Origin of the sequence: Vibrio nigripulchritudo, assembly GCF_027924785.1 — a bacterium.
In the GTDB taxonomy this organism is placed as follows: domain Bacteria; phylum Pseudomonadota; class Gammaproteobacteria; order Enterobacterales; family Vibrionaceae; genus Vibrio; species Vibrio nigripulchritudo.
In genome coordinates, this window is sequence record NZ_AP027050.1 from 1,122,982 (window position 1) to 1,148,773 (window position 25,792).

Below are 25,792 nucleotides of genomic sequence, written 5' to 3' on the forward strand. Positions count from 1 at the left end.
AGTCAATGAGAGCCAGTTCTTCACAAGGCTTTGTTCATTCGGTAATGAACAGTTTTTTCCCGCCAATACTCATCGCATTTGCCTTGATACTTGGTGGTATCGCACTGTGGCTAACACCTAAAGAGGAAGATCCACAAATAGTTGTTCCAATGGCTGACGTACTGATTGATGCTCCCGGTCTCAGTGCGAAGCAAGTTGAAAAGCAGGTAACAGAACCTCTTGAAAAACTACTCAGCCAAATCGACGGTGTAGAGTACGTTTATTCTGCATCCATGGAGAATAAGGCGCAGGTCATTGTGCGTTTCTATGTGGGCGAGAATCGCGAAAATGCTCTGGTTAAACTGTATAACAAGCTGTATTCCAACCAGGATACAATCCCTGCCTCCGTATCAAACTGGGCTGTTAAACCAGTAGAGATTGATGATGTGCCTATCGTTGTCGCAGCCCTCTACTCAACGGATCCCGATGAAATTGGAACCTATGAGTTAAGGCGTATCGCAACACAGGCAACCCAGCGCTTAAACTCGCTAGACGACACCAATATCGTGAAGGTCACCGGAGGTCAGTCTCGGGTTGTAGAAGTAGCACTGGATGCGTCGGCGATGGCGAGCCGAAAAACAACTATCGACGATTTACAACGCGCATTTAACGTAAGCCATGCCAAACAAAGTGCCGGGTATTTACATCAGCAGGGAGAGGTATTCTTACTCGAATCTGGGCAGTTTTTCCAAAACGCCCATGAGCTCAGCCAGTTAGTCGTCAATGTTATCGATGGTAAACCGGTCTATTTAGGGGATGTGGCAACCATTACTGATGGTCCGGAAGAAGCTTCTACAGACACCTGGATTCAATACGGTCATGGCGATTTTCAATCCTATCCTTCTGTTTTTATCTCCGTAGCAAAACAAAATGGTTCCAACGCCGTAGGTGTTGCCGACGAAGTGCTTAAAGAGTTAAACACACTCAAAGCCGAGCAATTTCCAGAATCAGTTAAGCTGGATATCATCCGAAACTATGGTCAGACTGCCAGCGACAAGGTCAACAACTTAGTATCTAGCTTAGGTATAGCAATTGTCACCGTTGTGGTGTTTGTCGGCTTATTCTTGAACTGGCGCAGCGCATTGGTGGTGGGTATTGCCATTCCTATCAGCTATGGTGCAGCGATTGGTATGGATCTCGCGTTTGGGTACTCCATCAACCGAGTTACGTTGTTTGCGTTGATTCTTGCTCTTGGTCTGATCGTGGATGATCCTATTGCCAGTATCGACAACATTGAGCGTTACCTAAAACGCAAAGACTTGTCGAAAACCAAAGCCATTGTTCTCGCAATGGGGGAAATCCGTTCAGCACTTTTGATGTCCACGGTGGCTATTGTTATCGTGTTCACGCCGATGTTCTTCATTACCGGGATGATGGGGCCCTATATGGCTCCGCTGGCGTTTAATGTGCCCGTCTCAGTAATATTCAGTACCCTAGTTGCATTCCTAATCACGCCTTGGCTTGCCCGAAAGATCCTTCGTGCTGCGCAGGACAAGGGGACATACAACATTGAATCTACTTTGCTTTATCGCGGTTACAACAAGCTGCTTTTACCTTTGCTTGAATCGCGGAAAAAGAGCTGGATATTTCTGGGAATCGTTGCGATGCTGTTTGTTGGGGCAGCCATGTTACCCGCACTTCGACTGGTTCCCCTGAAGCTTCTTCCGTACGACAACAAGAATGAGTTCCAGTTGATCGTCAACATGCCCGAAAGTACCGACTTCGTAACCACATCAAATGCTCTGCGTGATTTTTCAAGTTATCTGGTTGAGCAACCGGAGGTGATATCGGTTTCCGGTTTTGCTGGTGTCGCATCACCAATGGATTTCAACGGCATGGTTCGTCATTACTTTATGCGTGACTTACCACACCAGGGAGAACTACGAATCGTCCTTGTTGACAAAGATGCACGCAGTTTTCAGTCGCATCAGATTGTGACCCGAATCAGAGATGACGTTGAATCGATTGCTGCCAAGCACAACGCGAAAATTCAATTGGTGGAAGTACCTCCCGGTCCTCCGGTTATTGCGACCCTGACAGCCGAAGTATACGGTCAGGAGACAACGTCTTACGAAAGACTGCAACAACAGGCTTTCAATGTTATCCAGCGTTTAGAGCAAGAACCATTTGTATCCGAAGTCGATAGCAGTATCGAAGAACCGACGGAAGTTTGGCAATTCATGGTAGATCGGGAGAAAGCAGCGTTGTCTGGCATTTCCACCGTCGACATCAACCAGACCATACTGGCTGCGAATAAGGGCATCAAACTTGCCAACCTGAAAATGGAGAGAGAAATCGATCCTCTGCCAGTAATCATTAAGCTTCCGATTTCGCAGCGGGATAATCTCACTAACTTAGAAGCGTTATATGTTCGTGGACCGACAGGAATTGCGAAACAGAATGTGAAGGGAAGCCTGGAAGATGCACCTCAACCGCTCGTCCAATTGTCCGAGTTGGGTAAGTTTGTTAAACGAACTCAAGATCAGCCTATCTATCATAAAAACCTTAAACCTGTGGTTTACGTATATGCCGAATCCGCAGGGCGGGTACCGGGTGAAATTGTTGCTGACGTTATTGCAGATCAAGATAAAGCCTACTCGGATGAACCAAGAGCACTGGGTGAGAGAAGCTACTTAAGCAATGGTGGTAATCAAGGCTGGTCAGTGGATGACGATATTCAAGTCGTTTGGAGTGGCGAGGGAGAATGGAAAATCACTATAGATGTGTTCCGTGATCTGGGAATTGCCTATGGCGCGGCGCTACTTGGCGTATTCATCGTCATGCTCATCCAGACTGGGCTACCTGCTGTTTCTGGCATCATCATGCTCGCGATTCCTCTAACCGTTATTGGTATCATGCCGGGGTTCTGGTTCCTGAATCTTCTTGGTGAAGACATTAATGGCTACCCAGATCCCGCTTTGTTTACCGCAACAGCCATGATTGGAATGATCGCACTTGCCGGGATTGTAGTTCGGAACTCCTTAGTTCTTATCGAATTTATTCAGCAATCTCTAGCGGCGGGCAAACCTCTTAAAGCAGCTTTAATCGAATCCGGCGCGGTTAGAATGCGCCCAATCTTACTGACGGCAGGCACAACATTGCTCGGAAATATCGTGATAACGCTGGATCCGATATTTAACGGTCTGGCTTGGGCAATCATATTCGGAATAACCGCATCAACCATCTTTACTTTATTAGTCATCCCAGTGGTTTATCACTTGGCGTATTCAAATGTAGAAGGGCATGGTCTGCCTGTAACCAATGAGGAAGAATCATGAAATCATCAAAACTCCTGTTAGGGATCGGTCTTTTTTCAGTGCTGATAGTATTGTTTATTTTCATGGCTGGTGGTTTTACAGAAAAAGTGAATCAGAAAGCGCTGACCACAACAGATACTTCTGACATAGAAACCGTCACCTTGAGGTATCAGGAAACGCCTCAAATCAGAGAATTTACAGGCACAGTGATTGCCGATCAAAAAGCTCAGCTTTCTGCACGCGTTACCGCAAAAGTAGTTGAAGTGTTGGTAGACATAGGTGACAGCGTCACCAAGGGTGATGTCATTATGCGCCTTGAAAGTGACGACCTTGATGCACGAGTACAGCAAACAGAGCAGGGGCTATCTTCCGCTCAGGCTAATCTGAATGCTGCGCGTAAGGAGTTTAAGCGGATATCAGAATTGGTGGAAAGGAAGTTACTTCCGCAATCAGAATTTGACCGTGTGGAATCGCAGCTTGAAACGGCAAGAGCCAGTTTCAAACAAGCACAAGCTGCAGTGAAGGAAGCTGAAACGACATTTGGCTTTAGTATTATTACCGCTCCTTTTGATGGCGTGGTAACTCAAAAGCCAGTTAATGAAGGGGATACTGCAACACCAGGTGCTTTGCTAGTTTCCTTATACAACCCAGAATCATTGCAACTTGAGGTCAATATTTCTGAGTCTTTGATAGCAAGTATTGCAGTGGGTGATCAGCTTAACTTTAATTTGCCAACTTCAAGGCATACAGGGCGGGCAAACATCGTTGAAATTTCACCTTCCGCGGATCAGTCCTCACGCAGTTTCTTGGTTAAGCTTTCGTTACCTGTAAGCCCTTCAGTTTACCCTGGGGTGTACGGAAAGGTGCATGTACTCAGCCATAGTGAGTCTGTTCTAACTTTGCCTGAAAACAGTGTGTATCAGGTTGGACAGCTCGACTATGTTCGAATTGTCGAGGAAGGAAAAATCAAAACTCAACTGGTTCAACTTGGACAAAACAATCAGGTAAGAAAAGGACTTCACGAAGGGGATGAAGTGGTTCTAAATCCATTAAAATTGAATTAGAAAGTAAAACGGAAGCGACCCAATCGGGTCGCTTTCTTGTTTAGTATCCAAAAAACCTTGCCCACTTACACCAGACTTTCTGTAGTCCTTCCAGATCGCCTTTTACAAACTGGATTTTCTGACCGGGCTTGGCTTGCGCAAGTCTGGGTAAATCAATTCGGGCAACGCAGCCTAGTTTTGGATAACCGCCCAGAGTCTGCCTGTCATTGAGCAGAATAATGGGATTTCCGTCCGGCGGAACCTGAATGGACCCCAGAGCAATACCTTCAGATATCAGATTCCCACTTGGAGGATTGATGGTATCTCCCTCCAGGCGATAGCCCATGCGGTTACTGTTCTGACTGATTGAAAACGATCCGCTATACAATTTTCGCAACGAATCCGGATGGAAGCTTTTATTCTGGTAGCTCTCGATAACTCGTAAAGTCAGCGGTAGGTTGTAGTCAGGGATGAACCGGAATGTGACCTGTTTTGAGGTCAACTTCGTTTGCTCATCGGAGAATTCAACTTGATCTCCGACTTCCAGCGCACTTCCATCTTGCTGTCGTCCACCAACCATTTCCCTTTGAACCGTCGAAGCACTCCCAAAGTGGGGGGTACATTTGAACCCACCATTTATTGCAAGGTAAGCCCTCAAACCGTTACGTGGTAACGAAAAAGAGAGTGTCTGACCGCGTTTTATCCAATGTCTTGACCAGTTTGCCACGGGTATTTGGTTGACTCTTGGTTGTAAATCGCCGCCGCAAATGGCAATCATGGCGTCTTGCTCAAAAGTAAATAATGCCTGACCAAGGGTGATTTCAATCGCAGCGGCGTTAAGGTCGTTACCCAGTAAGTAGTTAGCCCAGCTAAACGCATAGTCATCGACCGGTCCACCTTGCGTTAGCCCCAACTGGCTACACCCGTATCGTCCAAAGTCCTGAACAAGAGAAAGTTGCCCAGCTTTAGTAACCGCCATTACACCCATTGTTCACCCCCTAAAGAAACGAACTCTTTCTCTGTAATTGAGTAGAACTGAACAACATCACCAATATTGATGTCAGGTGTTGAGTCTGGATTTTTGGAATCCCAAAGTGGTGTTGGGCAGTTACCGATAATGTTCCAACCACCTGGGGAACGAGATGGGTAGACTGCGGTTTGATTAGATGCGATACCGACACTGCCGGAAGGAACAAACACTCTGGGAGTATCATGTCTGGGTTTGGCTATTTCATTCGGTACTTCAGCTAAGAATGCGAAACCGGGAGAAAAACCAATGGCACAAACCCGAAAGGAACTCTCTGTATGCAGCTTTATCACATTATCAGACGTCATTTCGGCAAACTCGGCAACAGCCTTTAAATCAGGTCCGGTATCTCCACCGTAATAGACTGGCAACTTATGTAGGGTAAATTTGCTCTCGATTGTAAAAGCCTGACTTTGCTCATTCAGCAAACTTCGCAACTGAGTAATAAACTGCTCTTGATGGATTCGAAACGGAAGATAATCAATCAAAATAGAGGTGTAAGAAGGGGTGACATTCATAACCTGATCCGAAAATCTTTCCGCAATGCATTTCGCAGCCTCGCCAATAAAAGGAGCTAGCTTAGGGTCAATACGACTACCGAAATACACAATAAGACTGCACTCAGCGACAGGCTGGATTTCAAACTTGATCATTTCAGTCTCTCTTACAGCACCGCTAAGCTTTGGGATATTCTCTGGACCATGGCAACGGATTCAGGGTTATCACCATGAACACAAACCGTGTCCGCTTCAATCTGAATCTTACTGCCATTGATACTGGTGATGCTGCCGTAACGGGCAAGCTGCATCACCTGAAGATAGATATCATCTTCCTTGTGATACACGGCATCAGGGTGACTGCGAGGGACGAGAAGTCCGTTGTCTAGGTAGGCTCTGTCGGCAAATGCCTCAAAGAGTAGGGGAACGTTAAACTGATCCGCAAGGTCGAGATATCTAGAATTATCGGTGCCAGCCAGGATCATAACAGGCAAAGAGAAGTTTTCAGCTGCCGCCAGAATGCCAACAAACACTTCTTCACTTTTCATCATGTCGTTATAAAGTGCGCCATGGGGCTTTATATATTCAACTTTAACGCTATTGAGGTTAGCGAGAGATTGAATTGCTCCCACTTGGTACACCACATTGTGTACGATTTCATCCTGAGACATGGGGATACTTCTACGACCAAACCCATTCAGATCCGGGTAGCCAGGATGAGCGCCAACGCTAACCCGGTATTGCTTTGCTAACTTTAGGGTGGTGGACATGACATTCGGGTCGGATGCGTGAAAACCGCAGGCAATATTTGCCATATCGACCCATGGCATTACTTCTTCGTCTAAGCCCATCTTCCATGAACCAAAGCTTTCGCCCATATCACAATTTAGTTTCAACCTTTCCTTGGTCATTTGTCTGCTATCCCACTGATGACTTACCGTTAAGGTTAATTGTATTCCATTAAATTGAGAAGCTTTAGAGCTCGAGTTTCATTTTTGCTAACAATTCAATAAATTTGCGGAAGCTTTTTCTATAAAATCCAATTACTTTGAGATATGAGACTACAAATCCCCATACAGGTTAAGTAGAATTAAGTTAATTACACCATTTAGGAAGAACCATGAAAGTACTTGTTACTGGTGGCATGGGCTATATCGGCAGCCACACTTGCATTCAAATGATCGAAGCTGGCATGACGCCAGTGATTCTAGACAACTTGTACAACAGCAAATCCAGCGTATTAGACCGAATTGAAAAGGTTTCTGGAACCCGCCCAGTTTTCGTAGAAGGTGACATTCGTAACAAAGACCTTCTTGTTAAAACCATGAAAGAGCACAACTTAGAATCCTGTATTCATTTTGCCGGACTAAAAGCAGTAGGGGAGTCGGTAGAAAAGCCGCTGGAATACTACGACAACAATGTTCATGGCACTTTGGTTCTGGTTGAAGCGATGCGCGAAGCTGGTGTGAAGTCATTGGTATTCAGCTCTTCTGCTACTGTGTATGGTGACCCGGCTTCTGTGCCAATTACGGAAGATTTTCCAACTAGTGCCACCAACCCATATGGTCGCAGCAAACTGATGGTGGAAGAGTGTTTAACCGACTTCCAAAAAGCAAACCCGGACTGGAGTATTACACTTCTTCGTTACTTCAACCCGGTAGGTTCGCATCCGAGTGGTGACTTGGGTGAAGACCCGCAAGGCATTCCAAACAATTTGATGCCTTTTGTTTCCCAGGTTGCAGTTGGTCGCCGTGAGTTTTTGTCTGTTTTCGGCAGTGACTATCCAACAAAGGATGGAACAGGTGTCCGTGACTACATTCACGTGATGGACTTAGCAGACGGTCACTTAGCAGCACTAAATGCCGTTGGCAGGAAAAACGGTCTGCATATCTATAACTTAGGCACAGGTAATGGCTACAGTGTTTTAGATATGGTTAAAGCCTTTGAGAAAGCAAGTGGTCAGGAAATTCCTTACAAACTTGTAGATAGACGACCAGGTGACATTGCAGAATGTTGGGCTGATCCAAAGAAAGCAATCGACGAGCTAGGCTGGAAAGCAGAACGTTCTTTAGAACATATGACTGTAGATACCTGGCGATGGCAGTCACAAAATCCGCAAGGCTATCAAGATTAGCAAAATTGAAAAAAGAGGCTTTCGAGCCTCTTTTTTGATCTGAATCGATATTTTTCGTAAAAATCTCGTTAAGGGGTTTCGTACATTCTATAACCTGCTAGAATATGTCCGAAGCTTAATTTTGAACGTTAAAAAACACTTTGTTAACGATTCATTGAACATTTTCTAATACCACTTTCAGGGGACACTGATGGAGCTAGCGCTTATCATCACTTTCATCATTGCAGCAGCTGTAATGGTTAAGAAAGAGATGGCAGAAAACAAATAATATCGAAATAATTCAGTCACTTTTTGATAACCTTTTTGAATATTTCGAACTTGATAAAATCCAGCTTAAAGCTGGATTTTTTGTATTTAGCCATTTGTAAATTTGATCTTATAAACGCAAAAAAGACCGATTTCTCGGTCTTTTCTTTTTCATCAAACACTAAGCTTAGAAATCGTATTTTGCAGTAATCGCAAAGTTACGTTCTGGTTGAGTGTAATCCAAGTCCGCTTCGGTAAGGGAACGAACATCATTCCAACGGTAGTATTCTTTATTTCCTACGTTGAAAACACCAGCGCGTAAAGTCAGGTCTTCAATTGGCTTGTAGTATGCAGTTATGTCTACAATCGTAGCTGAAGGCATTTCAAAGACTTGTAGTGTTTTACCGGATCTTGCGTCAACCGCAGGTGTAATATCTTTAGCTTTTTTATTTGCTGTATAGACAACTTTTAGCGATGTACCCCAGTCAGATGTAGGCGCATCATAGCTAAGCTTTGCAACTGCCTGCCATGGGCTTACAGAGTTTAGCGGGTCACCTTCACCAGACTTACCTTCTGTGTAAGCGGCAGCAATACCGGATGAGAAACCTTCTGGCAATCCAACAAGACCAGATAAATCTTGCTTGCTCGCAATTTCTGCACCTTTGATTGTCGCTTCTGTAACATTTACGTATTGCAGGATTCTTGGTGTTCTTGTAGCGCGATTGCCTTTTTGAACTTCTTTATGCTCAATAAAGTTTTCGTAATCATTATAGAAAACGCTGAACTCCAAGTCAGAATGTTCAAAGTTCGAACGGAAACCAAGCTCGTATGAGATACTATCTTCTGCTTTAAGGTCTGGGTTTGGTTTGTTCATGTAACCGTGGGTTAGGTTAGAGAACGAGTAGAAAAGTTCTTGGAAGTTAGGAGCACGGAAACCCTGACTCACCTGAGCAAACAATTTATGATTGTCTACTACTTCGTATACAGCTCCAATTCGACCTGTGACAGCGGAATTACTGTATTTGTCATAGCTATCAGGTGTGTAGCCTGCTGAGTTAGACGGCACATTCCCTTCTGGATTGGTTTTGAAAGAATCAAAACGAACACCTGGGGTTAGGCGAAGCTTTCCATCCAGCATAGCCATGTCATTTTGAACAAATGCACCAAATCGAGTTTCAGAAGCATTTGGCATGTAATAAATGACTTTATCTGGTCGACTGCTATTTTTTTCCTCGTTTACGTTGTGTATATCTTTGTTCTTGAAAGACAAACCATAAACTAAGAAATGGTCAATGCTGTCACCAGAGATAAATTTATCCGCCTGAATATAGCCTTGGAATCCTTTCTCACGATAGATATAGTCTTTATGTTGCACGTTTCCATCAGACAAATATTCACGATGAGTATCTGCATTTTCTGTCTGACTCAACCAGTCTACTTGCCATGTAAGATTGTCAAAAGCACCGATATTAGCATTCCAAGTATGCTTTACTCCGAGACTTTTGGAGTCAGAAACATCTTGAGAGTTAAAATATTTGTAGCTCGGACTTTGTAATTGAGTTTTGGTATCACCTTTAACATAGGTTCCACGCAGTTCCACTGTATGAGCATCGTTAACTTCATAGCCAAGCTTTACTAGCAGGTTATCTGTCGCATAGTCTTGCTCATCTGGCTTACCAAAGTTGTCTACTTGTTTGCCATCTTTACGAGTATAAGCCACTAGGGTCTCAAGCTGCCCAGAGCGATTTGCTAACGCAACAGATTCACTTAAAGTCTTATCGGCAGAGTAGTAACCTAGTTTTACGTAACCACCAAAGTCATCGCCAGATGGTGCCAAGAAATCAGACGCTGATTTTGTCGTAAAGGCTGCAATACCACCAATAGCATCACTACCATAAAGGCTAGATGCAGAACCTTTAACAACTTCAACGGATTTAATCAATTCAGGATCAAAGTTCAGACGCCCAGAACGAACAAAGCCAGGACCACCTGGATCGTACTGATCAGGTTGAATTACGCCATCAACAACAATCTGAACGCGGTTGCCCGAAAGACCGCGGATATTAATACCTTGAATACCCTGACGTCCCGAGTTTTCAATGGTAACGCCTGGCGTGTAGTCAAATACGTCAGCGATATTGTTGGACATATTTGATTCAATTTCGGCATCGGTAATCACTGCTACAGACGCTGCCACATCTTCAAGGGCCTGGTTTGTTTTTGTAGCAGTTACTACGACAGTTTCATCAACTTGCTCGTTTGCCAAAGTAGGCGCAGAAAGGGCAATTAAGATTGAAGCCGTGAGCAAAGGCTTCTTAAAGTTAGGTTGCGACATTTTTGTTTTTCCATGAATCGCTTTAAATGGTGCGAGGATTGTAATTGATCAAAATGATAATAACTATCATTACACTTCTCATTACGATGCAAAAACAGACAATGGAGGAAATATGCAAATACGCTAACTCTTTGTTTTAATTTCAGTATAAAGTTCGGTATTCGAAGTGTAAGAAAGCGTAAATTTTCAGTATTCGTGATCTTAATCACGCTTATCTAACACGTTAAGACAATGAAAAGTAAGGTGTCGTATTGTAAATAGGATAATCATCAAACAGAGATCTCTTCTTGAACAGCCCAATCACCTTAGAAGCATTGCATATTCTTGATGCAATTGACCGTCGAGGCAGTTTCGCAGCGGCGGCAAATGAATTGAACCGAGCGCCATCTTCTCTTAGTTATCAGATTCAGAAACTGGAACAGGATCTCGACTTAGTTATCTTTGACCGGTCAGGGCACAAAGCAACATTTACTCACGCGGGTAAGTTGTTGCTGGAAAGAGGTCGCATGCTTTTAAGCGCGGCAGAAGATATGGTCTCTGATGCGAATGTTCTGGCTCACGGGTGGGAGTTAGATCTTACCATCGCTCATGATGGCATTGTTCCAGGTAATACGTTTTTTCCACTGGTCGAGCATTTAGGTGCGGTAAGTAAAACCAGAGTAAAGTTACAGGAAGAGATTCTGGCAGGGTGCTGGGAATCACTCGCATATGATAGAGCAGATCTTCTTATTTGCCCAAAACCAGAAGTTTACCCGCAGGATGTAAAAGCAGAGCCAATAGGCACCATGTCAATGACTTGGGTTGCGGCTTACGATCACTATATCCACCAGCGAAAAGGCGATTTCGACAATGATTCGCGCAGTCACTATAGAGCCATTGTGATTGCAGATACTGCCCGCGAAGCTCCGGCGCTTAGCAGAAACATATTAGACGAACAGCCACGTTTAACCGTTACAAGCTTCCATGCAAAAATTGAAGCTCTGATTGCTGGATTAGGTATTGGTACAATTCCGACACATATCGCCAATGAAATGATCGAGAAAAAGCTGCTCCGCAAAATAGAAGGGACAGAAGATGCCCCTGTTGAAATTGTCCTTGCGTGGCGAAGAAATAAAATGGGTAAGAGCAAATCCTGGTGTATTCAATACATCAAGAAGAACTGGAAAGTCGATTACTCATTTAAAGGCAGCCTCATATCCGCAATGCCGTCTTCAAACTGAATATCGAGCTCGAATCCCATTTTTTGAGCCAACATGAGCATGCCTCGGTTAGTAGGCATGGTCATTCCGGACATTTGTTTTGTTCCACGCTCTTTGCAGTAGCTTATTAGTTTTTCCATCAAAACACGCCCAAGACCCATACCTTTCAGATCAGAACGAACCAGAATGGCAAATTCAGCGTCGAAGTTTTCTGGGTCAGAAAGTACCCGGGCAACGCCTATAATTCGTTTTTCTCCCGCAAAGCTTTGTTGTGCGACAAATGCCATTTCCCGGTCATAATCAATTTGGGTGAAATTGGCCAGCGCCTCATGATTGAATTCTCCAACGTCGCTGAAAAATCGCTTGTACAAATCTTCTTTGGAAACATTGGAAATGAATTCAGCGTGGTCGGGTTCATCTTCTGGCAGAATAGGGCGGAGTAATATATCGCTACCGTCTTTAAGTTTTACTTTTTCTTCATGCTCCACGGGATAAGGTCGGATGGCGAGTCTTTGATGAGAGTTTCCTTCAAATTCGCACAACGTCAGATCGGCATCCAAGATGGTAAAGTCTTCTCCGTTCGCCAGTACTGGATGAATATCCAGCTCATGTATCTGTGGGCAATCTATGACCATCTGAGAAATGCGAACTAAAAACTCACTCAGTCCGTCAATACTCATGGGGTTAGGTAGCTGCTGAACACGTAATTTGTTTCGTTTGATGGCTCGGATAATCAGATAACGAGCTAGCGTCATGTTTAGTGGAGGAATAGCTGCTGTGGCATCCAGCGCCTCGTTCCATTCCGATCCACCTTCACCAATCAGTATGACCGGACCAAAAGTTGGATCAGACTTCACTTTAATTCTGATTTCCTGAGCACCGGCACGGCTTGCCATGCCTTGAACCAAAAGACCGTGAATTCTGGCAGACGGGTAGGTGAGGGAAGCTCGATCCAATATCGACTGAGCAGCCGAAGCCACCTCAGCACTGTTTCTCAGGTTAAGCATAACGCCTTGCACATCGGACTTATGCGCAATATCTGGCGAACGCAGCTTAACTGCAACAGGATAGCCAATCTGCTCGGCGATATGCACAGCTTCACTCTGATCGCTGGCAAGCCAGGTTGGAAGCACCGTAAATCGATATTGTTTTAGTAAAAAGGCAATCTGGTGAGTATCGAGAGTGGTACTTCCTTCTGACAACTGTTCATTTATCCAGTTACGCGCCAAATCCACATCATTCAGTTCTATTTGCCCCGCAGAGGCTGGGGTTTCCATCAACTGTTTTTGGTTTCTACGGTATTCCACTAAATGCATGAATGCAGTGACGGCGCTTTCAGGTGTTCTGTAGGTTGGAATACCTGAAAGGGTAAACAGCTTTCTGGCTTCTTTTGTACTCTGCTCACCACACCAGTTGGTAAGAATATTGAATCGCTTATAATTGGGATGCGATTTGACGCAATCAATGATCGCTTTTGCTGTATCGGTTGAATGAGCGACAGCAGATGGGCTGTGCATAATAAGCAGGGCATCAAACTCATCGCCATCCATCAGAGTATTGATGGTATCGATATATCTCTGGCTATTGGCGTCACCGATCATGTCTATGGGGTTACACCCCGACCAGCTTGAAGGCAGGTGACTGTTTAACTTTTCAGTGGTCTCCTGACTCAATTCCGCGAGTTTGCCTCCTTTGTCCATCAGTGTGTCAATCGCCATGATGGCAGGACCGCCACCATTGGTAACTATCGCAAGACGTTCCCCTCTAAGCGGGACAGAGTGAGTCAAGGTTTCTACGGCGGCAAACAATTCATGAGTGTTTTTTACCCGTAGCATACCGGAACGTTGAATCGCAGCATCATAGATTACATCAAGGCTTGGGACGCTTCCGGTATGAAGGGTTGCCGCTTTTTGGCCAGCGATAGAACGACCGCCTTTTAAGACCAGAATCCGACGGTTTCGACTAGCCGCACGAGCAGCTGACATGAAGCGTCTCGCTTCTTTTATACTGTCTACGTAGAGCAATATGGCTTCGGTTTTACTGTCTGTACATAAGGTGTCCAGCAGTTCATCGAAATCGACATCCGCTCCGTTCCCTATAGAAATAAAAGCTGAAAAACCAATCTGCTTGTCGTTCGCCCAGTCGAGTATTGTTGTACACACCGCCGCCGATTGTGAAATGAACGCGATTTTTCCGGGCAGTGCGGTTACTGGTGAGAAAGAGGCGTTAAAGTTATGCCAGGGTAATATCAGACCAAGGCTGTTCGGACCTAGGATCCTCACGTTAAATCGCTTGGCAATCTCAAGACACCTGGATTCATAAGAGATGCCTTCGGCGTCTTTGCCATGCATGTCGGAGGAAAGAATGACGACCGCACCAACGCCTTTTCTTGCAATTTGCTCAAACAACTCGACATTACGATCAGCATGAGTACAGAGAATGGCAAGGTCGGGGACGATGGGTAAAGACTCAACATTCGGATAAGCTAGTACACCGCAAACCGATTTATACTTGGGCGTAACTGGCATGATTGCGCCCTGAAAACCGCTTTGGAGAAGGTTCTTCATAACGATTTCACCAGCTCGGTAGGGCTTTTGCGAAGCGCCAATTACGGCGACAGACGTCGGTTTTAGCAGCTTATCCAGTCGGTTCATTCACACCTCAAATACGTTTAAGCGGTTGATTAGACTCACCGCATAGTAAAGCATCCATGTTTATTATCGCTGATCTGAATACAGCGGATGTGATCTGTCACAGCAATTGGTGTTGTCGGTTCCACAATACTCGCAAAAAGTTTCAACACTTTGGTTTGACACGTGAATTATGTGGGAATCGTCACGAGATAGTTTACAATTAATCTAGAGCTGCACTTGATTCTCTTTGAATCAATGTGCATGATTTGGAAAGAATTAATTAGCGTAATAATGACCCATGAAAAAGATATCAATTATCAGTCTCTCTATGCTGCTAGCAGCTTGTGCATCGGACACGTACGAAAAAGAAGTGACATCTGAATCCTACAAAGAGGATTACAAGGTAGACTCAATACAAGCTCCGATTACTCAGCAAGCACAGATAAAAGAAGAAACGGTGAAGGAAATCATGCCTATGGCAGAAAAACCTGATACCGCTATGGTGGCTGCTGCACCAATGCAAGAAGAGAAAAAAGTGGTGAAACTTGCGCCAAAACCTCAAGTCCAAAAGAAAAAGATCAAGATTCTCCCTCCAACAGACAATCAGCTAAAATCAAATCCTCGTTACGGTTATACGATCCAAGTAATAGCATTGGACCGTGAAAGCAAGCTTGAGCACTTCGCAAAACGCCTGCCTGTGGGTCAGCCAATCTGGGGTAACTACAAGCAAGTGAAAGGCACTAACTGGTACACCATTCTTTATGGTGACTACGCAACGTCAGCGGAAGCTAAAGCTGCCATCGCTTCACTGCCAGAAGAGTTCCAAAAGCTTAAACCTTTCCCGAAAAGTATTGATGCGATTAAAAACTCTGAATATCCGGTAATGGATAAACTAAATTAACAAAGAAGGGCGTCAGCCCTTTTTTGTTGCTCATCACTTAAATTTAACGTTTAATATTTACCCAAAGTCGCGGGCTATTGCGCTAGCAATAACCGTTTAGCCGAGATTTGACTCAAAAATTACTGATAATTAATAGTCAAACTATTAGAATATTGGCATGCAGTTTTTCATGGAAAGAACCCATCAATGACTAGAAAAAACATCCTTGTGCTATGCGGCGGGGGCTCAAACGAACATGAAGTCTCGTTAGTTTCCGCAAACTATGTTCAGCAACAGCTTCAGTTAGATCCAAGCTTCAATGTCATTCGAGTTGAAATGACGAAAGAGGAGTGGCGCCTAAGCTCTGGAGAAAAAACTGAGCTGGACATTTCGCATTCAAATCTTAAAGGTGAATCTCACGAAATTCACATCGACTATATCGTTCCTTGCCTGCATGGTTTTCCGGGCGAAACTGGCGATGTTCAGTCAATCTTTGAGCTGGCAAAAATTCCATATCTTGGCTGCGGACCTGAAGCAAGCATCAATAGCTTCAATAAAATTACCTCTAAGTTATGGTATGACGCATTAGACATTCCAAACACGCCATACGTTTTCCTATCTTCAAACAATGAAGACGCTCATGAAAAGGCAAGAACAGCATTTGAAGAGTGGGGAGTCTTATTTGTAAAGGCTGCGCGTCAAGGGTCTTCAGTCGGATGTTACAAGGTCACGGAATCGAAAGAAATAAGTGAAGCAGTAAACAAAGCGTTCACTTTCTCGGATCAGGTATTAATCGAAAAAGCCGTGAAACCAAGAGAGTTGGAAGTTGCAGCGTTTGAACATAACGGAGAACTGATCATCTCGAAGCCTGGAGAAGTCATCGCTCCAGAGAATGGGTACTACACATACGAAGAAAAGTATGGAGCAGACAGCCATTCACTCACGGTAGTTGAAGCAGAAGGGCTGACTGACGCACAGATCGAAGAAATTCAGTCACATTCCAGAAAAGTCTTTCTTCAAATGGGTTTGAAAGATCTCTCCAGAATTGATTTCTTCCTAACTGAAGATAATGAAATCTACCTAAACGAGGTGAACACCTTCCCGGGTATGACGCCAATCTCCATGTTCCCTAAAATGGTTGAACATCATGGCGTCAGCTTCAAGGACTTCTTGAGTAACGCTATAAACAATGCTTTATCTAATCCCACGGCTTGATCGAGATAAATTTTAATTTTTCAGCACTGGACTTGCCCGTTCTTCCAAGGTATTGAGCGGGCATAACCGGGCTCAACCAACGCCCGAAATCTTGAATATCTTTAAGTCGATATCCTTGAGAAGCCAGTTCCTGTGCCGCACCAACTCGACTAGATTGCCCCGATAGCCTCTGATCGTCCGACAAACAAAGTAAATCACTTGCCCTACGAAACACGCGATAGATTGAAGAATCGTCAAGCCTGGAGTCATAAAGGTTTTCGTGTTTATCGATACGACAAAAAGGGATGTCCGTCGTATTGTGGCTCAACCAACGTTTCAATGTTGTCGAAGCTTGAGAACTCAATTCATACACTTTGTCTTGCACCTCTATGTGAGCAAGGCTATTAGCGTAAGAAATGTCTTCAAAACTGAGTTGCCTTAGCTCTGAACGCTTCAAAGCACATTCAAACATCACGTGATAAATCGCCAAGTCACGCATATCTTTAAGCAGAATTGAGGGGGAAAGCAGTGTGTGCAGTTTGTCTAGATACGCCTTGGTAAAAGCACTTGCGCTTTTAACGTCTTCACTTTTGGATGCGCGAAGCTCATTCAATAGAAACTTTATCTGGCGATGGTTTGCTGGGTCTCTCAAGTTGTGAATTTTGTGGATGGTTCCAATCGTCAACGCGAATCTTTTTATGGATGGAAATTTTTTCTTTTTACTCTCAGTACTAAGAAACAATCTGGTGGCGGTGACAGAAGCGGGCAGGGGAGAAACATGTCTATCTTGGCAAAATGCTACGAACGAATTCCAATCGTTAAGCATGGATTTCAACGAGTTAACCGAGTAACACCCTTGAGTCAAGCTGTCTAGCATATCTAAGTTAACTGCATCGGAAAATTGCCTTATGCTTGCAGTCTTAATTTCTAGATTTGTGATCGGAGTGATATTTTTTCTCAATTTAACGCACCATAACCATGCATTTGTTAAGTAATTCTACTTGCGAATCCAAGGATTACAATTATTATTAATAGAAACAAAGAACTAAGAGTTCACTATTATGGCAAATAGCATGCATCGCGGATTTACTTTGCAGTCATCTAATGGACAAGTCTGGCAAGTAAAGATTAAAAACAGAGTACTTTCTGGAAGCTTAGCATCTGTGAAAAAGAGCATTGACTGGTGGTGTGAAACTGCGTCACTGATTGATCCGAAGGAATTTGCTTCTCTTGAAGCGAAACCCGTGGCAGCTGGAACTGAAGAGAACTATAACGGTTTTCAATTAAAAAACGATACTGGTGCACCTAACGCATGGTACTGTTTTTTCAATGGTCGCCTGATCAAAGGTGGTAAGCTGGCTATTCAGAAACACATTGATGCGCACTTGGCTGCCGCCGCCAAAAAAGGCTAAAATACTCAACACTATTTGAAATCGAGAAATTGAAATGTCTCTTGTATATTCAACAGAAGTTGGAAGAATTAAAGCCGAAGAAGCCAAGCCAGAACGAGAAAAAGGAGACGGCATTGTTCGTATCCAACGCCAAACAAAAGGCAGAAAAGGCAAAGGTGTTTGCATCGTAACAGGATTGGACCTTGACGATGCACCTTTAAAACTATTGGCAGCAGAACTGAAGAAGGTTTGCGGATGCGGTGGCTCAGTAAAAGATGGCAACATCGAGATCCAGGGTGACAACCGCGATAAGATAAAAGCGCACCTTGAGAAAAAAGGACACACCGTTAAGTTAGCCGGCGGTTGATAGAATTCAGAAGAAGTTCGAGCCAAGCAAAGCGCTTGGCTTTTTTGTGCCTGACAAACAGTCATAGTATGGACTCACAGCTAATAGTCATTACTTAATCTCTGATTAAAGAAATGATTATTAGCTATTTTATGGTAAATACGCTTATTGTTAAATTGCATGGCTTTTGAAGGGAAAGGGAGAGCTGAATGCATCAGAATCGACGTAGATTGATACTCCATTTAACATAAGATAGATAATACGCACCACAATATCATAAAGGAAAGCTCTACCACAAAGAACTTATGACCAATCTCGTAATGGCTGTTCCCTTGGATTTCATTCTAATATCGAACTCTTAAAAGAATACATGATTTAAGTATGCATGCTGTCCGCAAGTAATTTTACTGACAAGAAAATAATTACTAGGACATATTTAAAGCACTTGGAATTCACGCCGTGAATTATTCGCACCAACATCACAGTTCACAGTTGAAATACCTATACATTTCTTATGGCGAATCGCATACTATTGAACGAATATCCACTTTTATACAGAAGCAATTTTTCACGAGAATTATATGGAATACCGCTGGGTTTTGGCTGCCGGCATTTTAGCTTTGCAAGGCTGTGCTACAACGATCTCGGAGAAAGTTAATAGCTTAAGTTTAGATAGCTATGCCTCCGAAACACTTCAAGAAAGTATTGAATACTATCCCCACTCATGGATGACACAAAGATATAACGCCTATTTAGAAAAACCCGGTAATAAAGCGTTCGCTGTTTACTGGAAAGGAAAAAGAGCGATGTCCTTTGGTTTTGCGACCGACAAAATAAGTCTGGAAGCGGCAAAGAAAGAAGCTTTATTTTTATGCAGCGCCCGTGCGACTAACCCTGAGGGATGCAAAGTCGTCGCTTATGAAGAAACTCAGGTTACTGTCGATACAAACGGTTATCCGAAGGAAGTTTCAAGCATGCAGGATATTGATGTATTTGAACGCTTTAGTCAGGCAACCACTCACTCAGCAATTGCTGGCAACAAACTGGGTTTGCTTGGCTATTCTTCAGATGAAAGCTCTAAGGTTGATGCAGAGGAAGCAGCAATAAGGCTATGCCTAACGAAAACCCATTACACCTTACCTAACTGCAAAATTATCGCCTCAAAATAGTCATTACACTCCGACTTAACTATTTCATTTAGAGACCCGCATTTAGCGGGTCTTTTTTTGGTCCTACCAAAATCAAAAAGCATGAAGACCGATAATATCCTGTGGATAACTAGCACAATGCCCCTCTACAGTCGCAGTAAGTGCTTACTACTCAAACTTGGTCAGAACATTCACCTGATATATAAACCATTGTTTTTAAATGCAAATAAACCAAATACAGCACTAATCACTACATCGAAATCCGTTGTTTTACTTAAAAGCTCAGGATGTCACATATCTTCCCTGTCACTTTTATTGGGTTAAAAATACCGCTTGAAAAAACTAAAGGATTCTTAGTAAGGGTAATGTTGGCGTGAAAAAGCGAATTGGTAGGAGGAAAGTTAAGTTTGGTCGGGTGGAATTTGCAGGTGCAAGAAAACAAAAAAGCTAGGGTCTCCCCTAGCCTTTCTTTTCATTTCTAATTTCGTCGGCAATGATTTTAATTGCCTCTGCAGTACTCACACCCTGCTCCATCAATTTTTGAATGCGCTCTACCGCTTCTTGCTGTTCTTCATGTGTGAGATTAGGTAAATCTTGAAACATTTCTACCTCCGTTTAAAGGAGGCAAAATTTACAGGATATTTTAATAGTTGCCAAGGAAATTAACGTATACACCCATAGAGTTTGCGTTGGTATAGCTCGCGCCTATGTCCATAGTAATAATGCCCAGTGGAGATAATCCTATACCCGCTGTAAACGTACCTTCATCGTTTTCTTTGGCTAAGTTGGTGTAGTATCCGCCTCGCAATTGTAGCTGCCTCATTAGATCAACTTCCAACCCTGCTCGAAGCATTTGGGAATCGTCGCCGGACATTCCCTGGAATTTCTTACGAGTAACCAGATCATAATCAACACTGAACGTATAATAGTCACCAACTAAACCAGCACCAACGGTGTAATTTGGTCGAAGTTCATAGGTATCACCAATTTGAACATTGCGTCCACCAGCGCTAACCGTTTCCTGCGCGGTTTCGATATCTCTAGTCATAATGTTCATGGCTGAAGCGCCTACGCGAAAAGGACCGTAAAACCATACTGCACCCAAGTCCAGGTTGAATGCGGTCTCGCCTGACGTGGAATCTGTGATTCGGCCAAACCCAAAGTTAGAAAACGATGCATGACTTGCGACGGTATAAACACGCTGAATTTTTGGTGAGGCACCTATCGATACATGCTGACCGAATAGCGTGTAATATTTTGCGAAAGTAACTCCGAGCTCGGTAACACCTATCCCCATCACTTTAATCAGAGATTGGTCGAGTTTGTCTATATCCGGCACTGAGCTAGGTGCCATATCCGCTGTAATGTATGACTCTGTGTAGACCTTGCCAAAAACATTCATCGAAACAAACTGATTGGGGATAGCGAAAGCACCGACTACACCAATATCAAGTGCAATCTCATCCCCGACAAGGTCGTCGTAAACGGATAAGATCTGAGCAGGGTCATTGCCATCAATTGCATCAGCAGCATTTTTAATATCGGCTAGCATCTTGCCGTTGTCGACATAACTGACACCGACACCTGGAATGATCATCCCTGCATTGTCATCACGACGATATAACGCAGCAAGTGAAGGGTTATAAAATGGTGCTGACAGGAAATCAGCCGATACAACACCCACTCCTCCCATCGCGTCCCCTCGACCATCAACAGAGTAATTAGCCGCAGAAACTGATGAAGTAGCCAGAGCTAACGCAACCGCAGTGGATATGGATAAACTGATTTTTTTCATAATCAAACCGTAACTTTGTCCTTTTATTCATTATCGGCTTAAATTATCAGATCTTTAGAATTTTTAATCCACCGAAATGTCGTAGGTTTTACTAATTACTTGTTGATCTTCAATAGAAACTGCACCTTGCCAGCGTCTATGAGTTATTGAAACCGCCAAAACATATCTATCGGGGTCTAAGTCTCTTAACGGAATGGAATTTGGGTAGTCGCTTTCATAGTCTTGAGTCCAAACTTTTTGATATTTGCCATCAAGGTAATCAAACAAAGAAATGTTCAAAACAGGTAGAGGGCAATGTTTGTTCAGGAGACTCGTTTTCTCCACCTTCCAGTTGTCTTTTGACTGCCAGCGCACAACTTGCTTCGCTTGGGGTTCAGCCATAACAGCCCACGTAACCCAAGCCTCTTCGTTGACAGGCTTAATTTTCAATAAATACAAACCACTCGTAAGGCGAGTATTTAAGCTGTATCTTTTTTGATAGATACTTTGCTCGGATGTTTCTGAACTCAACTTCTCAAATGTGGACTCATTTGAAATGTTTTGTTCTCCCCATCGATCTAGCTCGATGGACTCAACGTCTTTGTTGCTTAGTACATCAATGATCACACTTGAGTTGTTTCTACCGGGAGATTGGATCATTTGTCTTCGAATGACCACTTCATCTAACCAATCAGGAAGCCCTTCACTATTCAGAGACCGCCCACAGTCTTTTTCAATCGACTTTAGAAACAGTTGATCAAGATGATCGGAAACGTACTTGGAAGGGTTTTGCTGCCAGACTTCCACGATCGCATCAAAGGTGCCTTCGAGATTATCCTCCAGCAACTTTTGATGCGCACTAGTTAAAGAAGTCTGCTGCTCAAACCACTGATTGGTGGCGTTTCCAGTCAGTGGCAGTAGACAAACCAAGCTGGCAATTAGGTGTTTTACCATTAGCTTTTCATCTTATATCCAACACCGCGAAGGGTTTCAATGTCGATGCCAGGTAGCTTTTGTCGTAACTGAAGAACATGCGTATCGACTGTTCGTGTAGTTGGAAAATGGTTATATCCCCATACATGATCAAGTAACTCGTCTCGCGTAAATACGCGTCCTAAGTTGGTAGCCAAAAACAGAAGAAGGTCGAACTCTGTGCGGGTAAGAGTAACCGACTCGTCTTTGTAGATAACATCTCGGGTATTTCTATCGATGATCAGGTTGTCAGTGGTTACGCGTGCTTCGTCTAGCTCTTCGCCATCCGGTGCTCTCATTTGAGCCCTAATTCGAGCGAACAATTCCGCTTCCGCAAATGGCTTGGTTAAGTAGTCATTTGCTCCCGCATCTAAACCATTCACTTTATCTTTAACGGAAACTAAAGCAGTCAGCAGTATGACTGGCACCTGTTTTATCTTTTTCCACTCAGGTAAATGACCAACAGAATCACCATCCGGTAACTGTCTGTCCAGAATTACGAGGTCAGCTTTGTCCCACAATGGGCTAACTTCCGCGATAGTTTCTGCATGGTGACATTCATATCCTGCTTGCTCCAGGCTAACAAGCAATCCGTCCGCTAAGTTTTTATCATCTTCAACCAGAAGCAGTGTCTGTTTCACAGGGTATCTCCAATTTAAATGTTGTAGGTGGGCCTTGTAGAGACATCTTGCCTCCCATTCGCTCAACCATTGATTCAACAATGGTCAAACCTAACCCTAATCCACTCTTACTCACAAAAGGCTTTCTGAGTGTTTTCCAATCTTTCTTGGTCAAGTTACCTTGGTCGGTAACACTAAAAATGACGCAATTCTTTTTGGTATCGACCTTAAGTGAAACCGGGGCGACACCGTATTTGATCGCATTATTGACTAAATTATCTAGACACGTGCCCAACCAATAAATATTAACTTTGATTGCGCTGTCCCTATCGAGTTCAATTTCAATTGGCTGTTCGAGATCTTCGAACCTAAAATCTAACCATTCTTTGACAGAAGGTAGCCATTCCGTAGAAAGCTGTTGGGTATCAGACTGAAGATAGTCTTTACTTGCTTCTGCCAATTGACGCAACCTTCGGGAATCTTCACACAAACGTCTAAATTCGTCGTATACGGATTCCGGAAGATTCTCAAACTCCCTTCTGAAACCTTCAACCGTCAAAGACAAGCTGGCAATAGGTGTTCTTAATTCGTGGGTTAAGATCTGAAGAACCAACATACGGCTTTTCATCTCTTTCCGTTTACTATTCCATCGAGTAACTGCCCAACCCAAAATCAATGCTACATTGAAAACTGCCAGTCCAATCATGACGTGAAGCAACAAATCGGAATGATTTTCTACTTCCCAACAAATGTTCCCACTTTTGACAAAGCAGTTACCTTTTCCGTTGTAGAGCGATGCCTGGATTTGAAGCTCTTTGAGAAGAGGATTCCAAATATTCTCCTGATACAGTAGATAATCATCCCCTTGCCTTAACCAAAGTTCATTTTCACTGATCAGCATCTCTGAGCCAGATAGCAGAGCCTTCATCGCGATGTAATCCATTCTCTGAAGGCGACCTAGTAAGCTATTTGGACTGGCTTCAGGTCTTTCCTCAATGTGCATGTAGTATTCAAGTTCATCATACATTGCAGGATATGTTACAGCGTAACGTGCAGCATAAGTACCACCACCTGGGTGAATCAACCCAGAACGCGCAAACCACTTGATAGGAAGTCTCGTGCCTTTACATATTGCACGTGTGAATACCAGTGGTTCAGTGATCAGAGGGCTTAAAGGCAATTTCCCCTTACAGGATTCAGACAGTTTGTATAAGCGTTGAATATCGCGAAGAGGATAGCTGGCTGTTTGAGGAAGCATTGACTCTGGTGTCAACAGTTTGTTTGGGAAATCCGATTGGATTACTCGCATGTCATAGGAATCTATTGCTTTGGAAGTGTCAAATTGGCTTTTGAACTCCTCGATTCTTTCCGGCAAGCTTTGTGCGTAAGCGCCCGAAGAAACAAGGCAGCTTAAAGACAAATAAACAAGGTTCCTTAGCAAAGCGGGTTCGATCTCTATGGCATTTGTAAATGGAGAGTCAATATAACACTAATAACTTTGCGATTATAACTGCGGCTCGGCGTTATTAACCAATACCTGACATTTGCTGTGTTTATGGTCACCCTTCTTACATTCATCTAACATTGTGACGGCGTCACCTATTTCAATAAGAAAAAAGGGAACCCGATGGTTCCCTTCTATTAATAGAGGTTTTCAGCGATTTATAGGTGTGCTGAAATCTGTAAACAAGATTCCTTAGCATCTCCGAACAGCATCTGTGTGTTCTCTTTAAAGAACAACGGATTCTGAACGCCTGCATAGCCTGTATTCATCGAACGTTTGAAGACAACAACATTCTGAGCATTCCAGACCTCAAGGACAGGCATACCTGCAATCGGGCTGTTTGGATCTTCTTGCGCTGCTGGGTTAACAGTGTCATTAGCGCCGATAACCAAAACTGTATCAGTTTCGGAGAAGTCATCGTTAATTTCATCCATTTCTAGAACGATGTCATATGGCACTTTCGCCTCTGCCAGCAAAACGTTCATGTGACCAGGTAAACGCCCAGCTACTGGGTGGATACCAAATCGCACTTCGACACCATGTGAACGAAGCTTTTCAGTAATTTCATACACTGGATACTGCGCTTGAGCTACGGCCATACCGTATCCAGGAGTGATGATTACTGACTTAGAGTTTTTCAGCATTTCAGCTACTTCTTCCGCTGACGCCTCTCTGTGCTCTCCCTGTTCTTCGTCGCCACTAGAAACAGAAACTTCTTGACCAAATCCACCAGCAATCACACTGATGAAAGAGCGGTTCATCGCTTTACACATGATGTAAGAAAGAATCGCACCTGAAGAACCAACCAAAGCACCAGTTACGATCAGAAGATCATTGGCTAGCATAAATCCTGCAGCTGCAGCCGCCCAACCTGAGTAAGAGTTAAGCATGGACACCACTACTGGCATATCTGCACCACCAATCGACGCGACTAAGTGGTAACCGAAAACAAAAGCAATCAGCGTCATGACGATCAACGCAAACATGCTTCCGTCTGCCTGAACGAAGTGAATCATCAGATAAGCAGAAACCACGATAGCGGCAAGGTTCATTTTATGCTTGTGTGGAAGGTTTAAAGCGGCAGAGTTGATCACACCTCTTAGCTTACCAAACGCTACAACAGAACCGGTAAATGTCACCGCACCAATAAACACACCTAGAAAGACTTCAACTAAATGGATAACGTGTTTAGCGTGTGCATCAACATCGGTTACTGCTATTGCCGGTGGATCGATGTAGCTGTTGTAGCCAACGAGTACAGCAGCCATACCTACAAAACTGTGTAGGATAGCCACCAGTTCCGGCATTTCAGTCATTTCAACTTTTTTAGCGTAGTGGATACCAATCGCACCACCAATGATCATCGCTAGAATAATCCATACAACACCTGATGTGTCAGGACCAAAAATTGTTGCGATAAGAGCAATTGCCATACCGGCAATGCCATAGTAATTCCCTGCTTTTGCAGATTCTTGCTTAGAAAGCCCCGCCAAACTCATGATAAAGAGAACAGCGGCAACAATGTAAGCGGCTTGTACTAATCCTGCAGACAT

General features: G+C 43.7%; 21 protein-coding genes. 9 read left to right on the forward strand and 12 right to left on the reverse strand.

Features of this window, described 5'->3' with window-relative positions:
* The first annotated feature begins 5 nt into the window (after nucleotides 1-5).
* Both QMG91_RS23465 and QMG91_RS23470 read left to right on the forward strand, forming a co-directional pair.
* Nucleotides 6-3,317: an efflux RND transporter permease subunit gene (locus QMG91_RS23465; RefSeq protein ID WP_281830500.1), complete on the forward strand. Its 3,312-nt coding sequence runs from the start codon at nucleotides 6-8 to the stop codon at nucleotides 3,315-3,317.
* Nucleotides 3,314-4,360, forward strand: a complete 1,047-nt coding sequence (locus tag QMG91_RS23470) for an efflux RND transporter periplasmic adaptor subunit (protein WP_281830501.1) — start codon at nucleotides 3,314-3,316, stop codon at nucleotides 4,358-4,360. The genes QMG91_RS23465 and QMG91_RS23470 overlap by 4 nt, the downstream gene beginning before the upstream one ends.
* A gap of 40 nt (nucleotides 4,361-4,400) precedes the next feature.
* On the opposite strand, the gene QMG91_RS23475 is transcribed toward QMG91_RS23470, so the two are convergent.
* The 3 genes from QMG91_RS23475 to QMG91_RS23485 are packed head-to-tail and all read right to left on the reverse strand — an operon-like array spanning nucleotide 4,401 to nucleotide 6,774.
* Nucleotides 4,401-5,327 (reverse strand): 5-oxoprolinase subunit C family protein, encoded by a 927-nt coding sequence (locus QMG91_RS23475; RefSeq protein ID WP_281830502.1) that lies wholly within the window; start codon nucleotides 5,325-5,327, stop codon nucleotides 4,401-4,403.
* Nucleotides 5,318-6,019, reverse strand: a complete 702-nt coding sequence (gene pxpB, locus QMG91_RS23480; RefSeq protein WP_281830503.1) for a 5-oxoprolinase subunit PxpB — start codon at nucleotides 6,017-6,019, stop codon at nucleotides 5,318-5,320. Before pxpB ends, QMG91_RS23475 begins: the two co-directional genes overlap by 10 nt.
* Nucleotides 6,020-6,030: 11 nt before the next feature.
* On the reverse strand, nucleotides 6,031-6,774 hold the full coding sequence (locus tag QMG91_RS23485; protein WP_281830504.1) for a 5-oxoprolinase subunit PxpA: 744 nt from the start codon (nucleotides 6,772-6,774) through the stop codon (nucleotides 6,031-6,033).
* Nucleotides 6,775-6,983: 209 nt separating this feature from the next.
* On the opposite strand from QMG91_RS23485, the gene galE reads away from it, so the two are divergent.
* Nucleotides 6,984-7,997: a UDP-glucose 4-epimerase GalE gene (gene galE, locus QMG91_RS23490; RefSeq protein ID WP_022590586.1), complete on the forward strand. Its 1,014-nt coding sequence runs from the start codon at nucleotides 6,984-6,986 to the stop codon at nucleotides 7,995-7,997.
* Nucleotides 7,998-8,430: 433 nt separating this feature from the next.
* On the opposite strand, the gene QMG91_RS23495 is transcribed toward galE, so the two are convergent.
* Nucleotides 8,431-10,578, reverse strand: coding sequence for a TonB-dependent hemoglobin/transferrin/lactoferrin family receptor (locus QMG91_RS23495; protein ID WP_281830505.1), 2,148 nt, complete (start codon nucleotides 10,576-10,578; stop codon nucleotides 8,431-8,433).
* A 287-nt stretch (nucleotides 10,579-10,865) separates the two neighbouring features.
* Between QMG91_RS23495 and QMG91_RS23500 the strand changes: the two genes are divergently transcribed.
* Nucleotides 10,866-11,798, forward strand: a complete 933-nt coding sequence (locus QMG91_RS23500) for a LysR family transcriptional regulator (RefSeq protein WP_281830506.1) — start codon at nucleotides 10,866-10,868, stop codon at nucleotides 11,796-11,798.
* Here the strand turns inward: QMG91_RS23500 and QMG91_RS23505 are convergent.
* On the reverse strand, nucleotides 11,750-14,431 hold the full coding sequence (locus QMG91_RS23505) for a bifunctional acetate--CoA ligase family protein/GNAT family N-acetyltransferase (RefSeq protein ID WP_281830507.1): 2,682 nt from the start codon (nucleotides 14,429-14,431) through the stop codon (nucleotides 11,750-11,752). The two genes, QMG91_RS23500 and QMG91_RS23505, sit on opposite strands and share 49 nt — an antisense overlap.
* 277 nt (nucleotides 14,432-14,708) lie before the next feature.
* On the opposite strand from QMG91_RS23505, the gene QMG91_RS23510 reads away from it, so the two are divergent.
* Both QMG91_RS23510 and QMG91_RS23515 read left to right on the forward strand, forming a co-directional pair.
* Entirely contained in the window at nucleotides 14,709-15,311 is a 603-nt protein-coding gene (locus QMG91_RS23510) for an SPOR domain-containing protein (RefSeq protein ID WP_022561434.1), read from the forward strand.
* 186 nt (nucleotides 15,312-15,497) lie between these two features.
* Nucleotides 15,498-16,505 (forward strand): D-alanine--D-alanine ligase, encoded by a 1,008-nt coding sequence (locus tag QMG91_RS23515; protein ID WP_281830508.1) that lies wholly within the window; start codon nucleotides 15,498-15,500, stop codon nucleotides 16,503-16,505.
* On the opposite strand, the gene QMG91_RS23520 is transcribed toward QMG91_RS23515, so the two are convergent.
* Nucleotides 16,489-17,169 carry a tyrosine-type recombinase/integrase gene (locus QMG91_RS23520; RefSeq protein ID WP_281830509.1) on the reverse strand — a complete coding sequence of 227 codons (681 nt, stop codon included), beginning with the start codon at nucleotides 17,167-17,169 and terminating at the stop codon, nucleotides 16,489-16,491. The two genes, QMG91_RS23515 and QMG91_RS23520, sit on opposite strands and share 17 nt — an antisense overlap.
* A 376-nt stretch (nucleotides 17,170-17,545) precedes the next feature.
* Here QMG91_RS23520 and QMG91_RS23525 point away from each other — a divergent pair, with 376 nt between their 5' ends.
* The 3 genes from QMG91_RS23525 (at nucleotide 17,546) to QMG91_RS23535 (ending at nucleotide 19,390) form a co-directional block, all read left to right on the forward strand.
* A complete protein-coding gene (locus QMG91_RS23525) occupies nucleotides 17,546-17,896 on the forward strand; it encodes a DUF3319 domain-containing protein (protein ID WP_022561437.1) in 351 nt (116 codons plus the stop codon).
* Between the two features lie 34 nt (nucleotides 17,897-17,930).
* Entirely contained in the window at nucleotides 17,931-18,242 is a 312-nt protein-coding gene (gene yciH / locus QMG91_RS23530; RefSeq protein ID WP_004404856.1) for a stress response translation initiation inhibitor YciH, read from the forward strand.
* A gap of 560 nt (nucleotides 18,243-18,802) precedes the next feature.
* Nucleotides 18,803-19,390, forward strand: coding sequence for a hypothetical protein (locus tag QMG91_RS23535; RefSeq protein ID WP_022561439.1), 588 nt, complete (start codon nucleotides 18,803-18,805; stop codon nucleotides 19,388-19,390).
* Between the two features lie 438 nt (nucleotides 19,391-19,828).
* Here the strand turns inward: QMG91_RS23535 and QMG91_RS23540 are convergent, their stop codons facing one another.
* The 6 genes from QMG91_RS23540 to pntB all read right to left on the reverse strand — a co-directional run bounded on the left by QMG91_RS23540 (nucleotide 19,829) and on the right by pntB (nucleotide 25,792).
* Nucleotides 19,829-19,972: a YoaH family protein gene (locus QMG91_RS23540; RefSeq protein ID WP_004404854.1), complete on the reverse strand. Its 144-nt coding sequence runs from the start codon at nucleotides 19,970-19,972 to the stop codon at nucleotides 19,829-19,831.
* 40 nt (nucleotides 19,973-20,012) lie between these two features.
* Nucleotides 20,013-21,164, reverse strand: coding sequence for a conjugal transfer protein TraF (locus QMG91_RS23545; protein ID WP_281830520.1), 1,152 nt, complete (start codon nucleotides 21,162-21,164; stop codon nucleotides 20,013-20,015).
* A 63-nt stretch (nucleotides 21,165-21,227) separates the two neighbouring features.
* Nucleotides 21,228-22,097, reverse strand: a complete 870-nt coding sequence (locus QMG91_RS23550; protein WP_281830521.1) for a DUF2861 family protein — start codon at nucleotides 22,095-22,097, stop codon at nucleotides 21,228-21,230.
* On the reverse strand, nucleotides 22,097-22,756 hold the full coding sequence (vxrB, locus tag QMG91_RS23555) for a response regulator transcription factor VxrB (RefSeq protein ID WP_004404848.1): 660 nt from the start codon (nucleotides 22,754-22,756) through the stop codon (nucleotides 22,097-22,099). Before vxrB ends, QMG91_RS23550 begins: the two co-directional genes overlap by 1 nt.
* A complete protein-coding gene (vxrA, locus tag QMG91_RS23560) occupies nucleotides 22,731-24,176 on the reverse strand; it encodes a sensor histidine kinase VxrA (RefSeq protein ID WP_409351266.1) in 1,446 nt (481 codons plus the stop codon). Before vxrA ends, vxrB begins: the two co-directional genes overlap by 26 nt.
* A gap of 221 nt (nucleotides 24,177-24,397) precedes the next feature.
* Entirely contained in the window at nucleotides 24,398-25,792 is a 1,395-nt protein-coding gene (gene pntB / locus QMG91_RS23565) for a Re/Si-specific NAD(P)(+) transhydrogenase subunit beta (RefSeq protein ID WP_004404845.1), read from the reverse strand.